Origin of the sequence: Minwuia thermotolerans (assembly GCF_002924445.1) — a bacterium.
Taxonomy (GTDB): Bacteria; Pseudomonadota; Alphaproteobacteria; order Minwuiales; family Minwuiaceae; genus Minwuia; species Minwuia thermotolerans.
In genome coordinates this window covers 63,350-80,576 of record NZ_PIGG01000014.1, presented here as the reverse complement: position 1 = coordinate 80,576, position 17,227 = coordinate 63,350, and the positions used below count along the sequence as shown (strand labels likewise).

At 68.5% G+C, this 17,227-nt stretch carries 18 protein-coding genes; 11 read left to right on the top strand and 7 right to left on the bottom strand.

The genetic code is table 11. The features are described 5' to 3' along the window. Nucleotides 1-41: 41 nt before the first annotated feature. A complete protein-coding gene (locus CWC60_RS23450) occupies nt 42-230 on the bottom strand; it encodes a hypothetical protein (protein ID WP_164516332.1) in 189 nt (62 codons plus the stop codon). A gap of 170 nt (nt 231-400) precedes the next feature. Between CWC60_RS23450 and CWC60_RS02735 the strand changes: the two genes are divergently transcribed. The 3 genes from CWC60_RS02735 (at nt 401) to CWC60_RS02725 (ending at nt 3,181) form a co-directional block, all read left to right on the top strand. After that, nucleotides 401-811 (top strand): PaaI family thioesterase, encoded by a 411-nt coding sequence (locus tag CWC60_RS02735; protein WP_109792526.1) that lies wholly within the window; start codon nt 401-403, stop codon nt 809-811. Between the two features lie 69 nt (nt 812-880). Next, on the top strand, nt 881-1,843 hold the full coding sequence (locus CWC60_RS02730; RefSeq protein ID WP_125182710.1) for a hypothetical protein: 963 nt from the start codon (nt 881-883) through the stop codon (nt 1,841-1,843). Nucleotides 1,844-1,948: 105 nt separating this feature from the next. Further along, on the top strand, nt 1,949-3,181 hold the full coding sequence (locus CWC60_RS02725) for a pyridoxal-phosphate-dependent aminotransferase family protein (RefSeq protein WP_109792524.1): 1,233 nt from the start codon (nt 1,949-1,951) through the stop codon (nt 3,179-3,181). Here CWC60_RS02725 and CWC60_RS02720 read toward each other — a convergent pair. Then, nucleotides 3,173-4,081, bottom strand: coding sequence for a DMT family transporter (locus CWC60_RS02720; RefSeq protein ID WP_109792523.1), 909 nt, complete (start codon nt 4,079-4,081; stop codon nt 3,173-3,175). The two genes, CWC60_RS02725 and CWC60_RS02720, sit on opposite strands and share 9 nt — an antisense overlap. After that, nucleotides 4,078-5,067 (bottom strand): quinone-dependent dihydroorotate dehydrogenase, encoded by a 990-nt coding sequence (locus CWC60_RS02715; RefSeq protein WP_109792522.1) that lies wholly within the window; start codon nt 5,065-5,067, stop codon nt 4,078-4,080. The genes CWC60_RS02720 and CWC60_RS02715 overlap by 4 nt, the downstream gene beginning before the upstream one ends. Before the next feature lie 178 nt (nt 5,068-5,245). On the opposite strand from CWC60_RS02715, the gene CWC60_RS02710 reads away from it, so the two are divergent. Both CWC60_RS02710 and CWC60_RS02705 read left to right on the top strand, forming a co-directional pair. Next, complete coding sequence (locus tag CWC60_RS02710) at nt 5,246-5,869, top strand: S24 family peptidase (protein WP_109792521.1); 624 nt, start codon at nt 5,246-5,248, stop codon at nt 5,867-5,869. Between the two features lie 33 nt (nt 5,870-5,902). Continuing rightward, the gene (locus tag CWC60_RS02705; protein ID WP_109792520.1) at nt 5,903-6,748 is read left to right on the top strand and encodes a branched-chain amino acid aminotransferase; all 846 of its coding nucleotides are present in this window, start codon (nt 5,903-5,905) and stop codon (nt 6,746-6,748) included. Here the strand turns inward: CWC60_RS02705 and CWC60_RS02700 are convergent. The 3 genes from CWC60_RS02700 to CWC60_RS02690 all read right to left on the bottom strand — a co-directional run bounded on the left by CWC60_RS02700 (nt 6,712) and on the right by CWC60_RS02690 (nt 9,712). Next, entirely contained in the window at nt 6,712-7,950 is a 1,239-nt protein-coding gene (locus CWC60_RS02700; RefSeq protein WP_109792519.1) for a sensor histidine kinase, read from the bottom strand. The two genes, CWC60_RS02705 and CWC60_RS02700, sit on opposite strands and share 37 nt — an antisense overlap. A 516-nt stretch (nt 7,951-8,466) precedes the next feature. After that, nucleotides 8,467-9,318 (bottom strand): LLM class F420-dependent oxidoreductase, encoded by an 852-nt coding sequence (locus CWC60_RS02695; RefSeq protein WP_164516331.1) that lies wholly within the window; start codon nt 9,316-9,318, stop codon nt 8,467-8,469. A gap of 97 nt (nt 9,319-9,415) precedes the next feature. After that, nucleotides 9,416-9,712, bottom strand: coding sequence for an acylphosphatase (locus CWC60_RS02690; protein ID WP_109792611.1), 297 nt, complete (start codon nt 9,710-9,712; stop codon nt 9,416-9,418). A gap of 129 nt (nt 9,713-9,841) precedes the next feature. Here CWC60_RS02690 and CWC60_RS02685 point away from each other — a divergent pair, with 129 nt between their 5' ends. Then, nucleotides 9,842-11,254 (top strand): MATE family efflux transporter, encoded by a 1,413-nt coding sequence (locus CWC60_RS02685; protein WP_125182709.1) that lies wholly within the window; start codon nt 9,842-9,844, stop codon nt 11,252-11,254. 1 nt (nt 11,255) lies between these two features. Here the strand turns inward: CWC60_RS02685 and CWC60_RS02680 are convergent, their stop codons facing one another. Beyond that, nucleotides 11,256-13,241, bottom strand: coding sequence for an acetyl-CoA carboxylase biotin carboxylase subunit (locus CWC60_RS02680; RefSeq protein ID WP_109792516.1), 1,986 nt, complete (start codon nt 13,239-13,241; stop codon nt 11,256-11,258). A 136-nt stretch (nt 13,242-13,377) separates the two neighbouring features. Here CWC60_RS02680 and CWC60_RS02675 point away from each other — a divergent pair, with 136 nt between their 5' ends. From CWC60_RS02675 to CWC60_RS02655, 5 genes are all read left to right on the top strand, one after another. Continuing rightward, nucleotides 13,378-14,574, top strand: a complete 1,197-nt coding sequence (locus CWC60_RS02675; protein ID WP_109792515.1) for an acyl-CoA dehydrogenase family protein — start codon at nt 13,378-13,380, stop codon at nt 14,572-14,574. A gap of 132 nt (nt 14,575-14,706) precedes the next feature. Then, nucleotides 14,707-15,066 carry a dihydroneopterin aldolase gene (locus CWC60_RS02670; RefSeq protein ID WP_206419739.1) on the top strand — a complete coding sequence of 120 codons (360 nt, stop codon included), beginning with the start codon at nt 14,707-14,709 and terminating at the stop codon, nt 15,064-15,066. Between the two features lie 11 nt (nt 15,067-15,077). Next, complete coding sequence (gene ccmA / locus CWC60_RS02665) at nt 15,078-15,722, top strand: cytochrome c biogenesis heme-transporting ATPase CcmA (protein WP_206419738.1); 645 nt, start codon at nt 15,078-15,080, stop codon at nt 15,720-15,722. A 2-nt stretch (nt 15,723-15,724) separates the two neighbouring features. Next, nucleotides 15,725-16,393 carry a heme exporter protein CcmB gene (gene ccmB / locus CWC60_RS02660; RefSeq protein WP_109792514.1) on the top strand — a complete coding sequence of 223 codons (669 nt, stop codon included), beginning with the start codon at nt 15,725-15,727 and terminating at the stop codon, nt 16,391-16,393. An 81-nt stretch (nt 16,394-16,474) separates the two neighbouring features. Continuing rightward, on the top strand, nt 16,475-17,218 hold the full coding sequence (locus tag CWC60_RS02655; RefSeq protein WP_109792513.1) for a heme ABC transporter permease: 744 nt from the start codon (nt 16,475-16,477) through the stop codon (nt 17,216-17,218). The last annotated feature ends 9 nt before the right edge of the window (nt 17,219-17,227 follow it).

The window sequence follows — 17,227 nt, the reverse complement described above, 5'->3', positions numbered from 1 at the left end:
CTGGGCCGTGGCGGCGACGCCGGCCAGAGCGGCCGCGATGACTAGGAATCCACCTCCAGCCAGTCGTCGAAGTCGGTGCTGGTGACGCCGAGAGCCGCGTCGATCCGCACCCGGAGCTGTTCCAGGTCGGCCCGCGACATCCGGCGCGAGATCACGGAATCGTCGTTGATGGCTACCGCGATGCGATAGCCCTCCTTGCTCTCCGTGATCAGGACCGGCAGGTCGAACATGAACCGTCTCCATCCCGCCGGCGCGGCCGATCCGCTGGACCCGCGCGCCGAGGCCGTTCCATATTGCGCGCCACTTCGTTAAGAAACCGTCGATGATGGCCAACGCCTGCTCCCGCCTGTTCGTGCCTGTCGCCAGATCACACGATTCAATCTAGCTGAACCGAGGCTGCATGACCGACCCAATCGAAGCCGGCTTCGAGCCCCTGACCGATGCCGGTCCGTTCTCTTCCATGATCGGCCCCACATATCAGAGACGGGAAGCGGATGGCTCCCTCACTTTCGCCCTTTACGTGGCGCCGAAGCACCTGAACGCGCGCGGCGTGGTGCACGGCGGCATGCTGATGAGCTTCATGGACCAGTTGCTGGGGCGGACCGTGCACAACGAGATCGGCCGCAGGCCGACGGCGACCGTGCAACTGGACAACCAGTTCCTGGCCGGCGTGCGCGAAGGCGAACTGGTGATCGGCAAGGGCAATGTCGAACGGGTGACCCGCAGCCTGGTCTTCGTCACCGGCCGGCTCACCGTCGGCGAGCAGACGGCGCTGGTCTCGTCGGGTGTCTGGAAGATACTCGGAGTCTGATGCGGGTGTTTCCGCCGCCGCCGCCCGGTTAGAGTGGATTCACCACCTTGCACGGGATGGCCCATGGAAATGTCCGAGACCAGGAGGCGAAACGCGCGGCTCGTGCTGCTGACCGCGGTTTCGGACGAACGGCAGGTCGACCGCACGCTGATGGCCGCCTGGTCGGTGCGCCAGCGCCACCCGGATGCGCCGATCGCCGTGGTCACCGACTGTCCCGGGCACAGGCTCTGGCGCAGCGGGCTGTTCAACATCGTCGTCTCGGCCGCCGACCTGCCTGACGCCAACACCGCCGACTGCTGCCTGCTGGCGCTGGAGCGCGGCATCTTCGACCGGGCGCTCCATCTCGATTCGCATTGCCGGCTGCGGGCCGACGACGTCGATCCGGCGTTCGCCGCCCTGGACAAGGCGGAGATCGCGGTGGCGATGGACGCCGAGGGCCCATCCGCCGGCATCGTGATGATGCGGCGCACGAAACAGGCCGCGGCCCTGCTCAAGGGCTGGTCGGAACGGATCCGCGCCGGCATGGCCACCGGCCCCGGCCTGGACCAGGTGATCCGGCGCGCCGCCGCCAACGACATGGTCGCCGGGCTGCCCGAAGGGTGGCTGCCCCGGCCGTCCGGCGGGGAGGCCGATGTGCCGCTGGTCGAGGTGCGCCGCGGCGACGTCGCCCGGCTTTACGCTGAACTGCTCAACTTCGCGCTGCACCGGCTGCTTTCCAACGACATGAAACGGGCGGCGGCAGTCTACGCGCGGGTGGCGCTGGCGGCGCATCCGGACCTGCCCCAGCTCGGTTCCGAGCGGCTGGTGGCCCACATCTCCGCGATGTTCGGAACGAAACTGCCCCGTCTCGGCCAGCCGGAACGGGCGCAGCTCGACGCGTTGCTCCACCACGCCGCGCAGGAGGATCCGGCCGGCAATCTGCTCGGCATCGCGGCGCTGCATCTGGAGATGGGGCAGGTCAAGACGGCCATCGCGGTGCTGCGCATGATCTACCATTTGCGCTTCCGCAAGCCTGCGCCGCTGCCGGGCTGAAGCTGTATGAAATCCAGCTAATCCGGTCCGTTAGCGAAGCTCGTTTGACTTGCACCCGCAATCGGGTCAATAGCACGGCAACCGCAACCCTTCGGACATCCCTGAATGCCGCAACGACCCGGACGCCAGTTCCTCCAGGTGCCAGGACCGACCAATGTGCCGGACCGCATCCTGCGCGCCATGCACCGGCCGGCGCTGGACTTCTCCAGTCCCGACTTCATGGACATCGCCACCCAGTGCCTGGCGGAGATCAAGCCGCTGTTCGGCACCTCGGGCGAGGTCTTCTTCTACACCGCCTCGGGCCACGGCGCCTGGGAAGCGGCCTTCGTCAACCTGTTCCGGCCCGGCGACACCATCCTGATGCCGGAGACCGGGCGCTTTTCGCGCACCTGGGGGGAGATGGCGAAGACGCTCGGTCTGCACGTCGAGACCTTCGAGAGCGACTGGCGCACCGGCATCGACGCCGATCGGGTGGAAGAGGCGCTGCGCGCCGATGCCGGCCACGATATCAAGGCCGTGCTGGCTGTCCATGTGGAGACCGCCACGGGGGTGGCCTCGGACATGCCGGCGCTGCGCCGCGCCATCGACGCCGCCGGCCATCCGGCGCTGCTGGTGGTGGACGCCATCGCCTCCTTCATGACCACGCCGCTGCCCATGGACGAATGGGGCATCGACGTCATCATCGCCGCTTGCCAGAAGGGCCTGATGATGCCGCCGGGGCTGTCCTTCAACGCGGTCAGCGACCGCGCCTACGCCGTCTCCCGGGAGGGGGGGACGCTGCGCGACTACTGGTCGTGGAAGGCGCGCCTGGACATGGAGCAGTACCGGCGTTTCGCTGGCACTGCGCCGGAGCACCTGTTCTTCGGCCTGCTGGAAGCGATCGCGATGATCAACGAGTGGGGGACCGACGCCGTCTTCGCCCGCCATCGCCGCCTGGCGGAGGCCGTCCGGCGTTGCGCCGCCTGCTGGACCCGGGGCGGCGCGCTGGAGTTCAACGCGCTGAGGCCGGCGGAGCGCGCGGATTCGCTCACCGTGATGCGCTGCGCCGATGGTGCGGATGCGGACATGATACGCTTCACCGCGCGCGAATGTTTCGACGTCGCCATCGGCGGCGGACTTGGACTGCTGGCGGGGAAGGTCGTCCGCATCGGCCACATGGGCGATCTCAACGACCCGATGATCCTGGGCGCGCTGGCGGGCGTGGAGGCCACGCTGCGGCGGCTGGAGATACCGCACGAGAGCGGCCTGACCGAGGCCGTGCAGTTCCTGTCGGAAACGGCGGCCGATCCCGACCGCCGCCCCGATGGCCGCCGGTGGCTCGATCCCGCCTCAGATTAGCGCCAGCTTCCGCTCGCGGTGGAAGACGTAGAGCCCGGAGCCGACGATCACCGCGATCCCGGCCCAGGTCACCGCGTCCGGGAAGTCGCCGAAGATCACCAGTCCCAGCGCCGTCGCGCTGATGATTTCCAGATACTGGAACGGCGCCAGGATGCCGGCGTCGGCGCGGCGGAAGGCGTGCACGACCAGGATATGGCCGCCCGTGGCGACGCAGCCCAGCAGCGCCAGCCAGGCGACTTCGGCCCAGTCCGGCGCCACGGGAACGAAGACCGCCGGCATGAAGCCGCTGAACGCGCCGAACAGAAGCGCCGCGCCTGCCGTCGCCGCGCCGGAGAAGCCGGCCGTCAGCTGCATGGTCACGGGGTCGCCGCTGCGGGCCAGCTTGCGGGTCAGCACCAGATAGAACGCGAAACAGCCGGCTGCGCCGACGGGCAGCAGGGCGGGCCAGCCGACCGCCTCGAAGCTGGGGCGGATGATCAGCAGCGCGCCGCCGAAGCCGACCGCCACGGCGGTCAGCCGCCGCCAGCCGACCTTCTCGCTCAGTAACACCGCCGACAGCAAGGTCAGCAGCAGCGGCTCGACGAAGAAGATGGCGATGGCGTCGGCAATGGGCAGCGACTGCAGCGCCGTGAAGAACAGGATCGTCGCGCCGGCGATCAGCACGCCGCGGGCGGCATGCGCCGGCCATACCGGCAGGGCGCGAAGCAGATCGGCGCGGCTGGCCAGCGGCAGCAGGATCAGTGACTGCATCACGAAGCGCGCCAGGGCGATCTCCGCCGCCGGCAGCCGCTCGCCGGTGTGTTTCGCGATGGCGTCGATGCAGGGCAGCGTCAGCATCGCCAGCGCCATCAGCAGCATGCCGGTCTCGGTGTCGGAACGGCGCGGCCGCGGCGCCTTCATGACCGGTGCGCGGCGATCGCCTCGGCGCACTCCCCGATCAGCGCCGGCCCGCGATAGATCAGACCGGTATAGACCTGCACCGCCGAGGCGCCGGCTTCCAGCTTGGCCACGGCGTCGTCGCCGGAGAGAATGCCGCCGACGCCGATCAGGGGCACGCGGCCTTCCAGGCGTTCGTGGAAGGCGCGCAGCACCGCCGTCGACAGGGGCATCAGCGGCGCGCCGCTCAGCCCGCCGGCCTCTCCGGCGTTGGCGCCGCGCAGGCCCTCCGGCCGCGCCACAGTGGTGTTGGAGATCACCAGGGCGGCGACGCCCAGATCGTCGATCACCTCGGCGATATCGTCCATGTCCCCGGCCGTCAGGTCGGGGGCGAGCTTGAGGAAGAGAGGCGTTGCACGGCCGCCCGACTGCGCCCGGTGCAGCCGGTCGAAGATACCGGTCAGAGCCGCCTTGCCCTGCAGCGCGCGCAACCCCGGCGTATTGGGCGAGGACACGTTGACCGTCGCGAAATCCGCCAGCCCTCCCAGCACTGTCAGGCACTCGGCATAGTCGCCGATGCGGTCCTCGCTCTCCTTGTTGGCGCCCAGGTTGACGCCGACCACGCCGACCGCGCGGCGTTTCTCGAGATTGCGCGCGACCGCCTCCGCGCCGGCGGAGTTGAGGCCATAGCGGTTGATGACGGCGCGGTCTTCGGCAAGGCGGAAAACGCGCGGACGCTTGTTTCCGGGTTGGGGCCGGGGGGTCACGCCGCCGACCTCGATGAAGCCGAAGCCCATCCGGAGCAGTCCGTCCACGGCCTCGGCATCCTTGTCGAATCCGGCCGCAAGCCCGACCGGGTTGGCCAGCGTCAGGCCGCCGATCCGCACCGGCGGGCCGGGCGCCCGCACCCGGCCGGCGAGGCCGAGGCGTATGGCGCCGAGGGTCAGGCGGTGGGCCCGCTCCGCGTCCAGGGCGAAAAGCAGCGGTCTGACGATCGGGTAGGGAAACATCGCCGGAGACTAGTTCAATCGCGCCCGCTCGGAAATCCGTATCGCGGTCAGGTGACCCGGAGCGCCTCATGCTGAAATGCAACAATCGCGATCGAATCCGCCCGCGTGCGGGCCGTGCCCCCTTGTTTGACGTTTGTTCAGGTCGACAGAGGCGGGCAGCGTTCGGACCATTTCCCCTATGCTGACCCATGAAGGCATCTGGACAGCCATCGACCGGCTGGCCGCAAAACACGGCCTTTCGCCGTCCGCGCTGGCGCGGCGGTCCGGTCTCGACCCGACCGCCTTCAACAAGTCCAAGCGTTGCGCCCGCAGCGGCAAGGCGCGCTGGCCGTCGACCGAGAGCATCGCCAAGATCCTGACGGCCACGGAAACCCGTATGTGCGACTTCGTGGCGATGATGCACTCCGAAGCCATCATGCCCTCCAGGCTGCACAGCGTGCCCACCGGCATGGTCAACGCCCGCCATTTCGACGAACTCGGCCGGCCCGATGGCGACGACTGGGAGCAGGTGGACTTTCCTTGCGGCGGCGATCCGGCGGCCTTCGCCCTGGAAGTCACCGACGACAGCCTGGCGCCCGCCTTCCGCAATGGCGAGTTCATCATCGTCTGCCCGTCCGCCGAATGCCGACGCGGCGACAGGGTGGCGATCTGCACCGACGACGGCGAGGTTCTGGTGATGGAATTGGTGCGCCGGACGGCCCGGCGGGTCTCGCTCCGCAGTCTGAACGGCGCCGGAACGGAACGGACTGTCGACCGCAAGAATCTCAGATGGCTTTACCGCGTCGCATGGAGCCAATATTAGCAGGGCCGGATCGGCGAGCGGCGGGAGGCGGCCATGAAACAGATTTTCTATTACGACGGCGCGTGGCTGGATGAGTCCCCGAAGCTCACCGGGCCGATGGATCACGCCTTCTGGATGTCCAGCATGGTCTTCGACGGCGCGCGCGCCTTCCACGGCCTGGCGCCGGATCTGAGGCCCCATTGCGAGCGGCTGATCAGGTCCGCGCGCTCGATGCTGCTGGCGCCGCCGATCGGGCTGGACGAAGTCGACGGTCTGTGCCGGGAGGCGATCCGCAAACTGCCGAAGGACGGCGAATATTACGTCCGGCCCATGTTCTTCGCCCGGGAGGGCTTCGTCTCGCCGATCCCGGAATCGACCGAGTTCGCCCTGGCGGTGTACGAATCGCCGCTGCCGGGCGGGGACGGCTTCGCCGCCTGCCTGTCCAGCCGACGCCGGCCGGCGCGGGACATGGCGCCGACCGACGCCAAGGCCGGCTGCCTCTACCCCAATTCGCAACGGGCGCTCAAGGAAGCCGCCGATCGGGGTTTCGACAACGCCGTCATCCGCGATCCGTCAGGCAATATCGCGGAGCTTGCGACCGCGAACCTGTGGATCGTCCGCGACGGCGTCGCCATGACGCCGGTCTGGAACGGCACCTTCCTGAACGGGATCACACGCCAGCGCATCATCCGCCTGCTCGGGGAGGCCGGCTTCGAGGTGCTGGAAACCACCCTCACCCATGAGGACCTGATGGCCGCCGACGAAATATTCTCGACCGGCAACTACGGCAAGGTGACGCCCATGGTGCGCTACGAGGACCGGGAGCTGCAGCCCGGCCCGGTGGCGCGCCGCGCCCGGGAGGCCTATTTCGACTGGGCCGCGACCGAACGCGTGATTTGAGTGTCCGCGCCGGCGCCGTCGGCTTCCGGATCGGACGCGCCCGCCGCGGCGCCGGGGCGGCGCCAGCGCCAGGCGGGCAGGTGGATGACAGCTGTCGTGCCGCGGCCCTCGACGCTGTCCACGCGCAGCTGACCCCCGTGCAGTTCGACGAAGACGCGCGACAGCGACAGGCCGAGCCCCGTGCCCCGTCTGTCGTTGTTGCCGGCGCCCTGGTGAAACGGTTCGAAGACGCGCTTCAGGTCGTCGCGCGCGATGCCCACGCCCGTGTCGCGGACCGCTACGAACAGCACGTCGGCGGCGTCGACTCCCGCCTGAATGGTGACCGAGCCGCCCGGCGGGGTGAACTTGATCGCATTCGACAGCAGATTGATGATCACCTGTTTCACGATCTGACCGTCCGCGAGATATGGCGGCAGGGTGATGTCGCGGACATGGCCCAGCTTGATCTTCTTGTTCTCCGCCATCTGCCGCAGCAGGCTGATGCACTCCTCGATCACGCCGGCGACGTCGATTTCGCTTTCCTGCAATTCGAACTTGCCCGCCTCGGCCTTGGCCAGGTCCAGCAGGTGGTTGATCGTCTCCAGCAGGTGTTCGCCCCCGACACGGATGTCCCGGGCGTATTCGCTGTACTTGTCCAGGCGGTCCGGGCCGAAGATCTGCTTCTCGATCGCTTCGGAGAAACCCATGATGGCCGTCAGCGGGGTCCGCAGTTCGTGGGTCATGCCCGCGAAGAAGCGGCTGCGGCCCAGGGCCTCGTTCTCGGCGGCGTCGCGGGCCGCGACCAGATCGGCCTTCTGCGCTTCGATGTCGTGGAACAGCCGGTCGCGCTCCTGCTGACGGCCCTGGTCATTGTTCTGCGCATCGATGATCAGACGGTTATAGGCGTCGGAGAGACTGGCCAGCAGTTCGCGCTCGCGCTCGGCCGTGCGCAGCCGCGCCGCCAGCTCCGGAAACTCGGCCTCGTCCGCCTCGCCCTTCCGCAGCCGCGCCAGGGCCGGCCGGACGGTCAGCAGCCAGGCGATCGCGGCCGCCCCCACGCCCCACAGAACCGCTGCTGCCGCCAGCGCCGCCATTCTCGCCGTTCCGCCGCCGCCGGCGTTCCAGGCCAGCAGCGCCACGACGCCCGGCCCAGCCGCCAGCAGGACCGCCGCCAGCGCAAGGAAGCGCACGACGATCGGCGCGCGTGCAGCAGGGCCGGTCATCTGGGAAGGGTCTTCTGCATGGGATGGCTGCTGGTTCCGGAAATAGCGCCGCTTGCCGGCTTCTCGATTGGTTGAACGTGGGTTCAGCGGGGCCGCGGCGCCTCGCCCGGACACGCAGCCGGGCCGCCGCGTCCCGCCCGACAGGGTGGGGCAAAGCCGGGCCGGTTGCGCGCGCGTGCGCGGCGGGGAAGGGGCGCGATGGATGGATCCGACAGCCCGGCGGAACCGTCGCGGCGGGAAAGGGTCCCGCGCCGCGGCTCATGGTCGAGACGTAGCTGTCGCCAGACATCCGCCAGCGCCCTGGGCGGATGCGAAAGAACGTTCTCGGCCGGCATGCCTGGAACGCCTCCCTGCCCGATGCCTTGTCTGCAGTCAGGGAGTGCCTTCTGCACCTGCTGCAGCTTTCCCTTGTGCCTGCACGGATTTCTTGCACGGTGCAGTTGATTTTTATCAATCGAGTATAGTCAAGGCCGGCACTTTACGGAAACGGAATCCGGAAACTGTTGAGAATCTTTTTCAGGCCGCCAGCTCGCCGATGAGCGGCGCGAAGCGGTCCAGAACCGCCTCCACCTTCTCCGGGCGGGAGGTCGGCACGCCGATCACCGACCGGCCGATGCCGAGATCGCGATAGCGCTTCAGCAGATCCTCGTCGACGCCGACCTGGGCGAAGATCGACAGCTCGATATCGTCGGGGTTGCGGCCCGCCGCCTCGGCCCGCTGGCGCAGGTCGTCGACGGCCGCCGGCATGTCCTCCAGCAGCACGTTGATCGGCATCCAGCCGTCGCAGTAGTTGACCACCCGCTGTCGGCCCTGGCCGGTGGCGGAGCCGAGGATGATCGGCGGATGCGGCTGCTGCACCGGCTTCGGATAGGACCAGGTCTCCTCGAACCTAACGAACTCGCCGTCATAGGAGGCCTTCTCCTGGGTCCAGAGCGCCTTGATCGCCTCGATCTTCTCCCTGAGCACCTTCCAGCGCCGGTCGAAGGGCACGCCGTGCTGCTCCATCTCCTCGGCGTTCCAGCCGCCGCCGATGCCGAACAGCACCCGGCCGCCGGAAATGACGTCCAGTGTCGCGATCTCCTTGGCCAGCACGATCGGGTCGTGCTGGATCACCAGCGAGATGCCGGTGCCGAGTTTCAGGTTCTTCGTCACCGCGGCCGCCGCGCCCAGCGACACCCAGGGATTCATCATGTGGTAGTAGGGCTTCGGCAGGTCGCCGCCGCCCGGAAAGGGCGAACGCCGCGATGTCGGGATGTTGGTGTGCTCGGGCAGCCAGATCGATTCGTAGCCCCGCTCCTCCAGCATCACCGCCAGCCTGTCGGGCCGGATGGAATATTCCGTGTTGTAGCAGAACACACCGAGTTTCATGGTCCGCGCCTCCCCACGCATCAGATGAACGCCTATCGGATCACGCGAAGTCTTTGCGCGCAAGTCCGCCCCGGGTCATGGCGGGCCTCGCTCGCCCTCACTCCGTGGGGCGCTGCTCGAAGCCCTGTGGTTCGGGATCGGGGACGTCCAGCGGCCGCGCGTTGACGTGCTCGACCTTCGCCGCCGGCGGGCCGGCGCGGCAGCGGCGCAGCAGTTCGTTGACCGCAGGACCATCGCCGACGAACAGCGCCTCCACCGTGCCGTCGCTGCGGTTGCGGACCCAGCCGCGGACGCCCAGCTTTGCCGCGTTCTCCGTGACGAAGCCGCGGAACCAGACGCCCTGTACCCGCCCGGAGATGCGCGCCAGCACCGCCGCTGTCCTGCCTTCCGCCATGGTCATGTCTCCCCGAACCGGCGAAACCTCCGGCCAAGCCTAGCACGGCGATGACCCCGGAGGTAATTGCGCCGCCCGGAGGATGGCCCGAAGCTGTCCGCCGATCCGGAAGGGGAGAGCCGCCGCATCATGAGCCAGGCCGAAACGACCGCCGCCGCCGCGTCCGGGCCGCCTGAAGCGGTCAGCCCGCGCACGCGCCTGCTGCTGGAGGGGCCGGTGACGCCGACGCTGCTCAGGCTCGCCTTTCCGAATTTCGGCGAGGCCGCGGCGCGGGTCGCCTTCATTTCCTTCGACGCCGTCTTCATCGGCTGGATCGGCACAGACGCGCTGGCCGGCGTCTCGCTGGTCTTCCCGATCTTCCTGCTGATGCAGACCATGTCGGCGAGCGGCCTGGGGGCCGGGACCGCCGCCTCGATCGGCGCGGCGTTGGGGGCGGGGCGGACGCGGGAAGCCGCCGGCATCGCCGCCCATGCGGTGATGCTGGCGCTCATCGTGGCGGCCGGGGCGGGCGCCATCATGATCGGCCTGGGGCCGGAGATCTTCCGGGCGCTGGGGGCGGAAGGCGCAGCGCTGGAGGCGGCGGTGACATACTCGGCCATCGTCTTCGGCGGCATCGCCCTGGTCTGGCTGATGAACCTGACCGCCAACGCCGTGCGCGGCATGGGCATCATGACGGTGCCCGCCGGCGCCATCGTGGCCGGCGAGGCGGTCCACCTGATGCTCTCGCCGGTGCTGATCCTGGGTCTCGGCCCGTTCGAGCCGATGGGGGTCGTCGGCGCGGCCATCGCGCTGCTCGCCACCTATGGCGTCGGCGCCCTGATCCTGCTGGTCTACCTGTTCTCGGGCCGGGGCCTGTTCCGCCTGACCGCCGCCGATTTCCGGCCCGCCCGGCGGCATTTCGGCGCGATCCTGAAGATCGGCGTGCTGGCCTCGCTGAACACCATCCAGCTGCAGGCGACGTTCCTGGGACTGACCTCGCTGTTCGCCCTCTTCGGGCCGGCGGCGCTGGCCGGCTTCGGCGCGGCGAACCGGCTGGAGCTGCTGCAGATCCCGATCACCTTCGGCGTCGGCAGCGCGGTGATCGCCATGATCGCCACCAATGCCGGGGCGGGGCTGCAGGACCGTGTGCGCGCCATCGCCTGGGCGGGCTGCGGGATATCGGCGCTGATCGGGCTGGTGTTCGCAGGCGTCGCCATTCTCCTGCCCGAAGGCTGGATGCGGCTGTTCAGCGACGAACCGGCGGTCGTCGCCGCCGGCGCGGCCTATCTGCGCGCCATGGGCCCGACGCTGCCGGTGATGGGCTTCGCCTTCGGGCTGTTCTTCGCCCTGCTGGGGGTGGGGAGCGCCATCTGGCCGTTCCTGGCGGGCGCCCTGCGGCTGGCTCTGGCGCTCGGCGTGGGGGCGCTGGTGGCGCAGCGCGCGGGCGGCGGGATCGACGAGCTGTCGCTCGCGGCCGCCGGCGCGGGCCTCGCCTTCGCCGCCGCGATGGTGCTGTCCGGCCGCCGCCTGCTCTGGTCCCGGGCGGCGTCCGCGCCCGCCTGAGCTATTCCAGTTCGAGAATGATGTCGTCGACCGCCAGGCTGTCGCCGGGCCTGGCGTTGACGGCCTTGACCACGCCGTCGGTCTCGGCGCGGAGGACGTTCTCCATCTTCATCGCCTCGATGACGGCCAGGGGCTGGCCGGTCTTGACCTCGTCGCCGACCTCGACGTGCATCTGCATCAGCGCGCCGGGCATCGGGCAGACGAGGAACTTCGACATGTCCACGGCTTCCTTGACCGGCATCAGCGCCGCCATCTCCGCGCCCGTGGGCGTGCGGATGATGAACTCCCGCGTCGCGCCGTCGAAGGTCAGCAGATAGCCTTCCAGCGTCCGGGTGATCATCGCCTGCATGCGCCGGGAACCGACATTGCCGACGAACTGCGCCTGGCCGGGGCGGTAGCGGCTTTCGACGATCATGTGGTCGTTGTCGACGGTGACGTCGGTGGCGTAGTCGCCGACCGTGGTGCGCACGGTGAAGTTCTGTTCGCCGCACTGCACCCGCCAGTCCTGACCGATCCTGGCGACGAAATGGGGCACCTGACCGGAGATCGAGGTGCCGCGCGCCAGATCGCGCAGGTGCGCGACGACGGCCACGGCGACGAGCTGCCGCTCGGTCTCCTGTTTCAGGGGCGCGCCGACGAAACCTTCCGGATATTCCTCGGCGATGAAGTTGGTCGACAGCCGTCCCTCGCGGAAGCGCTCGTGATTGCAGACGGCGTTGACGAAGTTGATGTTGTGGCTGATGCCCTCGATCCGGAAACCGTTCAGGGCGTCGATCATGTTGTCGATCGCCTCGGCCCGGGTCGCGCCATAGGTGCACAGCTTGGCGATCATCGGGTCGTAGAACATGGTGATCTCGGAGCCCTCGACCACGCCGGTGTCGACGCGGACGATGCGGTTCTCCTTCGGCGGCTGGTAGCGGGTCAGCCGCCCGATCGATGGCAGGAACCCGCGATAGGGATCCTCGGCGTAGATGCGGCTCTCGATGGCCCAGCCATTCAGGCGGATGTCGTCCTGGGTGAGCTGCAGCTTTTCGCCGGCGGCGACGCGGATCATCTGCTCGACCAGGTCGATGCCGGTGACCAGCTCGGTGACCGGATGCTCGACCTGAAGCCGGGTGTTCATCTCCAGGAAGTAGAAATTGCGTTCCTTGTCGACAATGAACTCGACCGTGCCCGCGCTGCGATAGTCGACGGCCTCCGCCAGGGCCACGGCCTGCTCGCCCATGGCCCGGCGGGTCGCTTCGTCCAGGAAGGGGCTCGGCGCCTCTTCGATGACCTTCTGGTGGCGGCGCTGGATCGAGCATTCGCGCTCGCCGACATAGAGCGTCGTGCCCTGGCCGTCGGCCAGCACCTGGATCTCGATATGGCGCGGCTCCTCGATGAACTTCTCGATGAAGACGCGGTCGTCGCCGAAGCTGGAGGCGGCTTCGGACTTCGCCGACTTGAAGCCGTCGCGCACCTCCTCCTCGCTCCAGGCGACGCGCATGCCCTTGCCGCCGCCGCCGGCGGAGGCCTTGATCATCACCGGCAGGCCGATGTCGGCGGCGATCCTCACCGCTTCCTCCGGGTCGTCGATGATGTCGGCGTGGCCGGGTACGGTGCTGACGCCGGCCTGCATGGCCAGCTTCTTCGATTCGATCTTGTCGCCCATCGCCGCGATGGCCTTCTGGCCCGGGCCGATGAAGGCGATGCCGGCCTTCTCGAGGGCGGCGTAGAACTTCTGGTTCTCCGACAGGAAGCCATAGCCGGGATGGACCGCCTCGGCGCCGGTCTCCTTGCACGCCTGGATGATCCGGTCGATGACCAGGTAGCTCTCCGAGGCCGCGGCGCCACCGATGTGGACGGCCTCGTCAGCCAGGCGCATGTGCAGCGCGCCGTCATCGGCGTCGGAGTAGACGGCGACCGTCTGGATGCCCATGGCCCGGGCGGTCTTCATGACGCGGCAGGCGATCTCGCCGCGATTGGCAATCAGAATCTTCTTGAACATCTTGTCCGCTGGTTCCCCCAAACTCTGCCGTTCCTTCTAGCGCCTCGATACAGGGCCGACAACGGCGGAAAGACCGCCGGGTGGGTGACAAGCGCGCGCGCCTCGGTTCTAATCGCCGGCACTTGGGGAGAGAGACATGAACAACGCAATACCGAACGAGGCTGCGGCCCCGGCCTTTGACCTGTCCGAGGAGCAGCGCACGCTGCTCGACACCGCGGACCGCTACGCGCGCGAGCAGATTTACCCGCTCGCCGCGCGCATGGACAACGAGGAATGGTGGCCGGACGCCGAGTTCCGGGCGCTGGGCGAGGTCGGATTCCTGGGCGTCACGGCGCCGCCGGAACTGGGCGGCGCCGGCCTCGACGTCTTCGGCTCCGGGCTGCTTCTGCAGGCGATCAGCCGCTGGAACCCGGCCTTCGGCCTGGCCTGGGTGGCGCATGACAACCTGTGCATGAACAACATCCTGCGCAACGGCAATGAGGACATCCGCAAACGCTACGTGCCGGGCCTGGCCGACGGTTCGCTGATCGGCGCGCTGGGCCTGACCGAGCCGGGCGCCGGGTCCGATGCGCTGGGCTCGATGCGGACGACGGCGCGCCGCGACGGCGACGACTACATCCTCAACGGCTCCAAGCTCTACATCACCAACGGCCCCGTCGCCGATATCCTGCTGGTCTATGCGAAGACCAACCCGGAGGCCGGCGCGAAGGGCATTTCCGCCTTCGTCATCGAGAAGGACATGCCGGGCTTCAAGGTCGCCCAGAAGCTGATCAAGATGGGCTTCCGCGGCAGCCAGACCGGCGAACTGGTGTTCGAAGACTGCCGTGTGCCGGCGGCCAACATGGTGGGCGAGGAGAACAAGGGCCACGTCGTCGTCATGTCCGGACTGGACCTGGAGCGGGCGATGATCTCGCCCATCTGCCTCGGCATCTGCGAGCGGGCCTACGAACTCACGGTCGATTACGCCAGGGAACGCAAGCAGTTCGGCCAGCCCATCTCCAGCTTCCAGATGGTGCAGAGCCACATCGCCGACATGTACGTGATGCTCGAGGCGGTGCGCCTGTTCACCTACAAGGGGCTGGCCGCGGTCAATGACCTGGCCGAGGGCGAAGGCGGGCGCGGCGACGTGCACAAGATCACTGCCGCGTCGGTCATGTACACGGCCAACACCATGAACCGCCTGCTGGACCTCGCGGTCCAGGTCCACGGCGGGACGGGCTACATCTGGGAATCGGAGATCAACCGCCTCTTCCGCCACACCAAGCTGCTGGAGATCGGCGCGGGCACCACCGAGGTGCGCAAGATGATCATCGCCGGCGAAATCTTCCGCTAGTCTGTTCCGGGGCCCTGGCCGGTCCGCTTCGTACCGCCGCGCGCAGGCGCAGGCGCGGGCGCGGCGCGCTTGACCGGCGGTCCGTTAAATCGTTAGTGGCAACGCTCACGAGGTCAGGGCCGGGGGACGGGTGTGCCGGATACATACAGGATCTTCATCCGCGATCTGGTGCTGGCCATGGAAATCGGCGTCCATGCGCATGAACGCGGTCACGCCCAGCGCGTGCGCATCAACCTGGAGGCCGAGACCGTCCGCGACGAGGACGACGAGGGGATCAGTGGCGTCGTCTCCTACGAGGATCTGCTGAACGGCATCAAGGACATTGCCGGTTCCGGCCATATCGATCTCGTCGAGATCCTGGGCGACCGGGTGCTGGACATGACCCTGGCCCATCCCCGCGTCGTCAGCGCCCGGGTCACGATCGAGAAGCTGGACGTCTTCGGCGACGTCGAGAGCGTCGGTGCGGAGATGAGCCGCACGCGCGCGCGCTGAGGCCGGATCCCGTGCTCGAAGGGATCGGACTGGCGGCGATGCGGGGCGATCGCCTGATCTTCGCCGACATCGGCTTTGCCGTCGCCGCCGGCGGCATGCTGACCCTGACCGGCCGCAACGGGGCCGGCAAGTCGACCCTGATGCGGATGATCGCCGGTCTGGCGCGGCCGTTCGCCGGGGAGGTGCGCTGGCGCGGCGAGCCGATCGCCGCGGATCCGGACGCATTCCGTGCGGAACTTCTCTATGCGGGCCACAAGGACGGCATGAAGCCCGCGCTGACCGCGGCGGAAAATCTGGCCCTTGCGGCGCGCCTGAAGGGCGGCGGCGCGGCTGACCCGCAGGAGGCGCTGGCGCGTTTCGGCATCGAGGGACTGGCCGATCTGCCCGTAGGCTACATGTCGGCGGGCCAGCGCCGGCGCGTGGCGCTGAGCCGGCTGCTGATCGAGCCGGCGGCGCTCTGGCTGCTGGACGAACCCGTGACCGCGCTGGACCGGGACGCGGTCGCGGCCCTGGGCGGGGTGATGGCGGACCACCTTTCCGCCGGCGGACTGATCGTCGCCGCGACCCACACCCCGCTGCCCGGCGTCGAAGGCGAGCAATTCGAGATCACGCCGCCTGAGAACATCGACGACTGGTACGCGGAGGCGGAGGACTGATCATGCTTGCCGCCTTTCTCGCCGTCGTGCGCCGGGACCTGCTGCTGGCGCGCCGCCAGGGCGGGGCGAGCCTGCTGGTCATCGCCTTCTTCGTCATGGTGATCATGTTGTTCCCGCTCGGGATCGGGCCGGAGCCGGAAATGCTCTCGCGCATCGCCTCGGGCGTGATCTGGGTCGCGGCGCTGCTGTCGGTGCTGCTTTCCCTCGACCGGCTGTTCCAGGCGGACCTGGAGGACGGCAGCCTTGACCACCTCGCGCTGCTGCCGGTGCCGCTGCCGGTGATCGTCGCCGCCAAGATCGCCGCGCACTGGCTGACCACGGGATTGCCGTTGATCCTGGCGACCCCGGTGCTGGCGCTGCTGATGCAGTTGCCCTTCGAGGGCTTCGCCACGCTGGTCGCGGCCATGGCGCTGGGCACGCCGACGCTCAGCCTGATCGGCGCCATCGGAGCGGCGCTGACGGTCGGCGTCCGCCGCGGCGGCGTGCTGCTCACCCTTATCGTCACGCCGCTCTACATCCCCGTGCTGATCTTCGGCGTCGGTGCGGTGGAGGCCGCGCTGCAGGACTTCGATCCCGCCGCGAACCTGTTCTTCCTCGCCGCGATCCTGCTTGGCGCGATTGTGATGGCGCCGATGGCCGCAGCATGGGCGCTAAGGCTTGCGCTCGATTGATTTTTCAGGTGAATCCTGTGCAGCGGGGCTGAGACGGGGATCACTTTCCGGCGGGTCGGTCCGTCCTATCTAGGGAGCCAGATGCACAAGCTCGCAAATCCCACGCGTTTTCTCAGGCTGACCTCGGCGATCTTGCCTTTCGCGGCGGCGGTGGCCGTCGCCTGCATCGGCGCGGGGCTGATCTGGGGCCTGTTCTTCGCGCCGCCCGACTACCAGCAGGGCGATACGGTGCGCATCATGTTCATTCACGTGCCGGCGGCGATGATGGCGATGGGCGTCTATGTCGGCATGGCTGTATCCAGCGCCGTGGCGCTGATCTGGCGTCACGCGGTCGCCGACATGATCGCCAAGGCCTCGGCGCCGGTGGGCGCCGCCTTCTGCTTCCTGTGCCTGCTCACCGGTTCGCTCTGGGGCAAGCCGATGTGGGGCACCTGGTGGGTCTGGGACGCGCGCCTGACCTCGGTCCTGATCCTGTTCTTCATCTACATCGGCTACATGGCGCTCTGGCAGGCCTTCGAGGAGGAAGCCAAGGCGGCGGTCGCGGCGGCGATCCTCGCCATCGTCGGGGTGGTCATGATTCCGATCATCAAGTTCTCGGTGGAATGGTGGAACACGCTGCACCAGGGCGCCACGCTGATCACCGTGGATGGTCCGCGGGTCGACAATTCCATGCTTTGGCCACTATTGCTGATGATAGTGGGTTTCCTGGCGTATTATGTGGTGGTCCTGATCTACCGGGTGCGCGGTGAAATCCACGGCCGGCGCAGCCGGATGATGCGCATGGCCCAGGCCGCGCGCCATCAGGCGATGCAGCCGGCGGAATGAGGGGAAAGA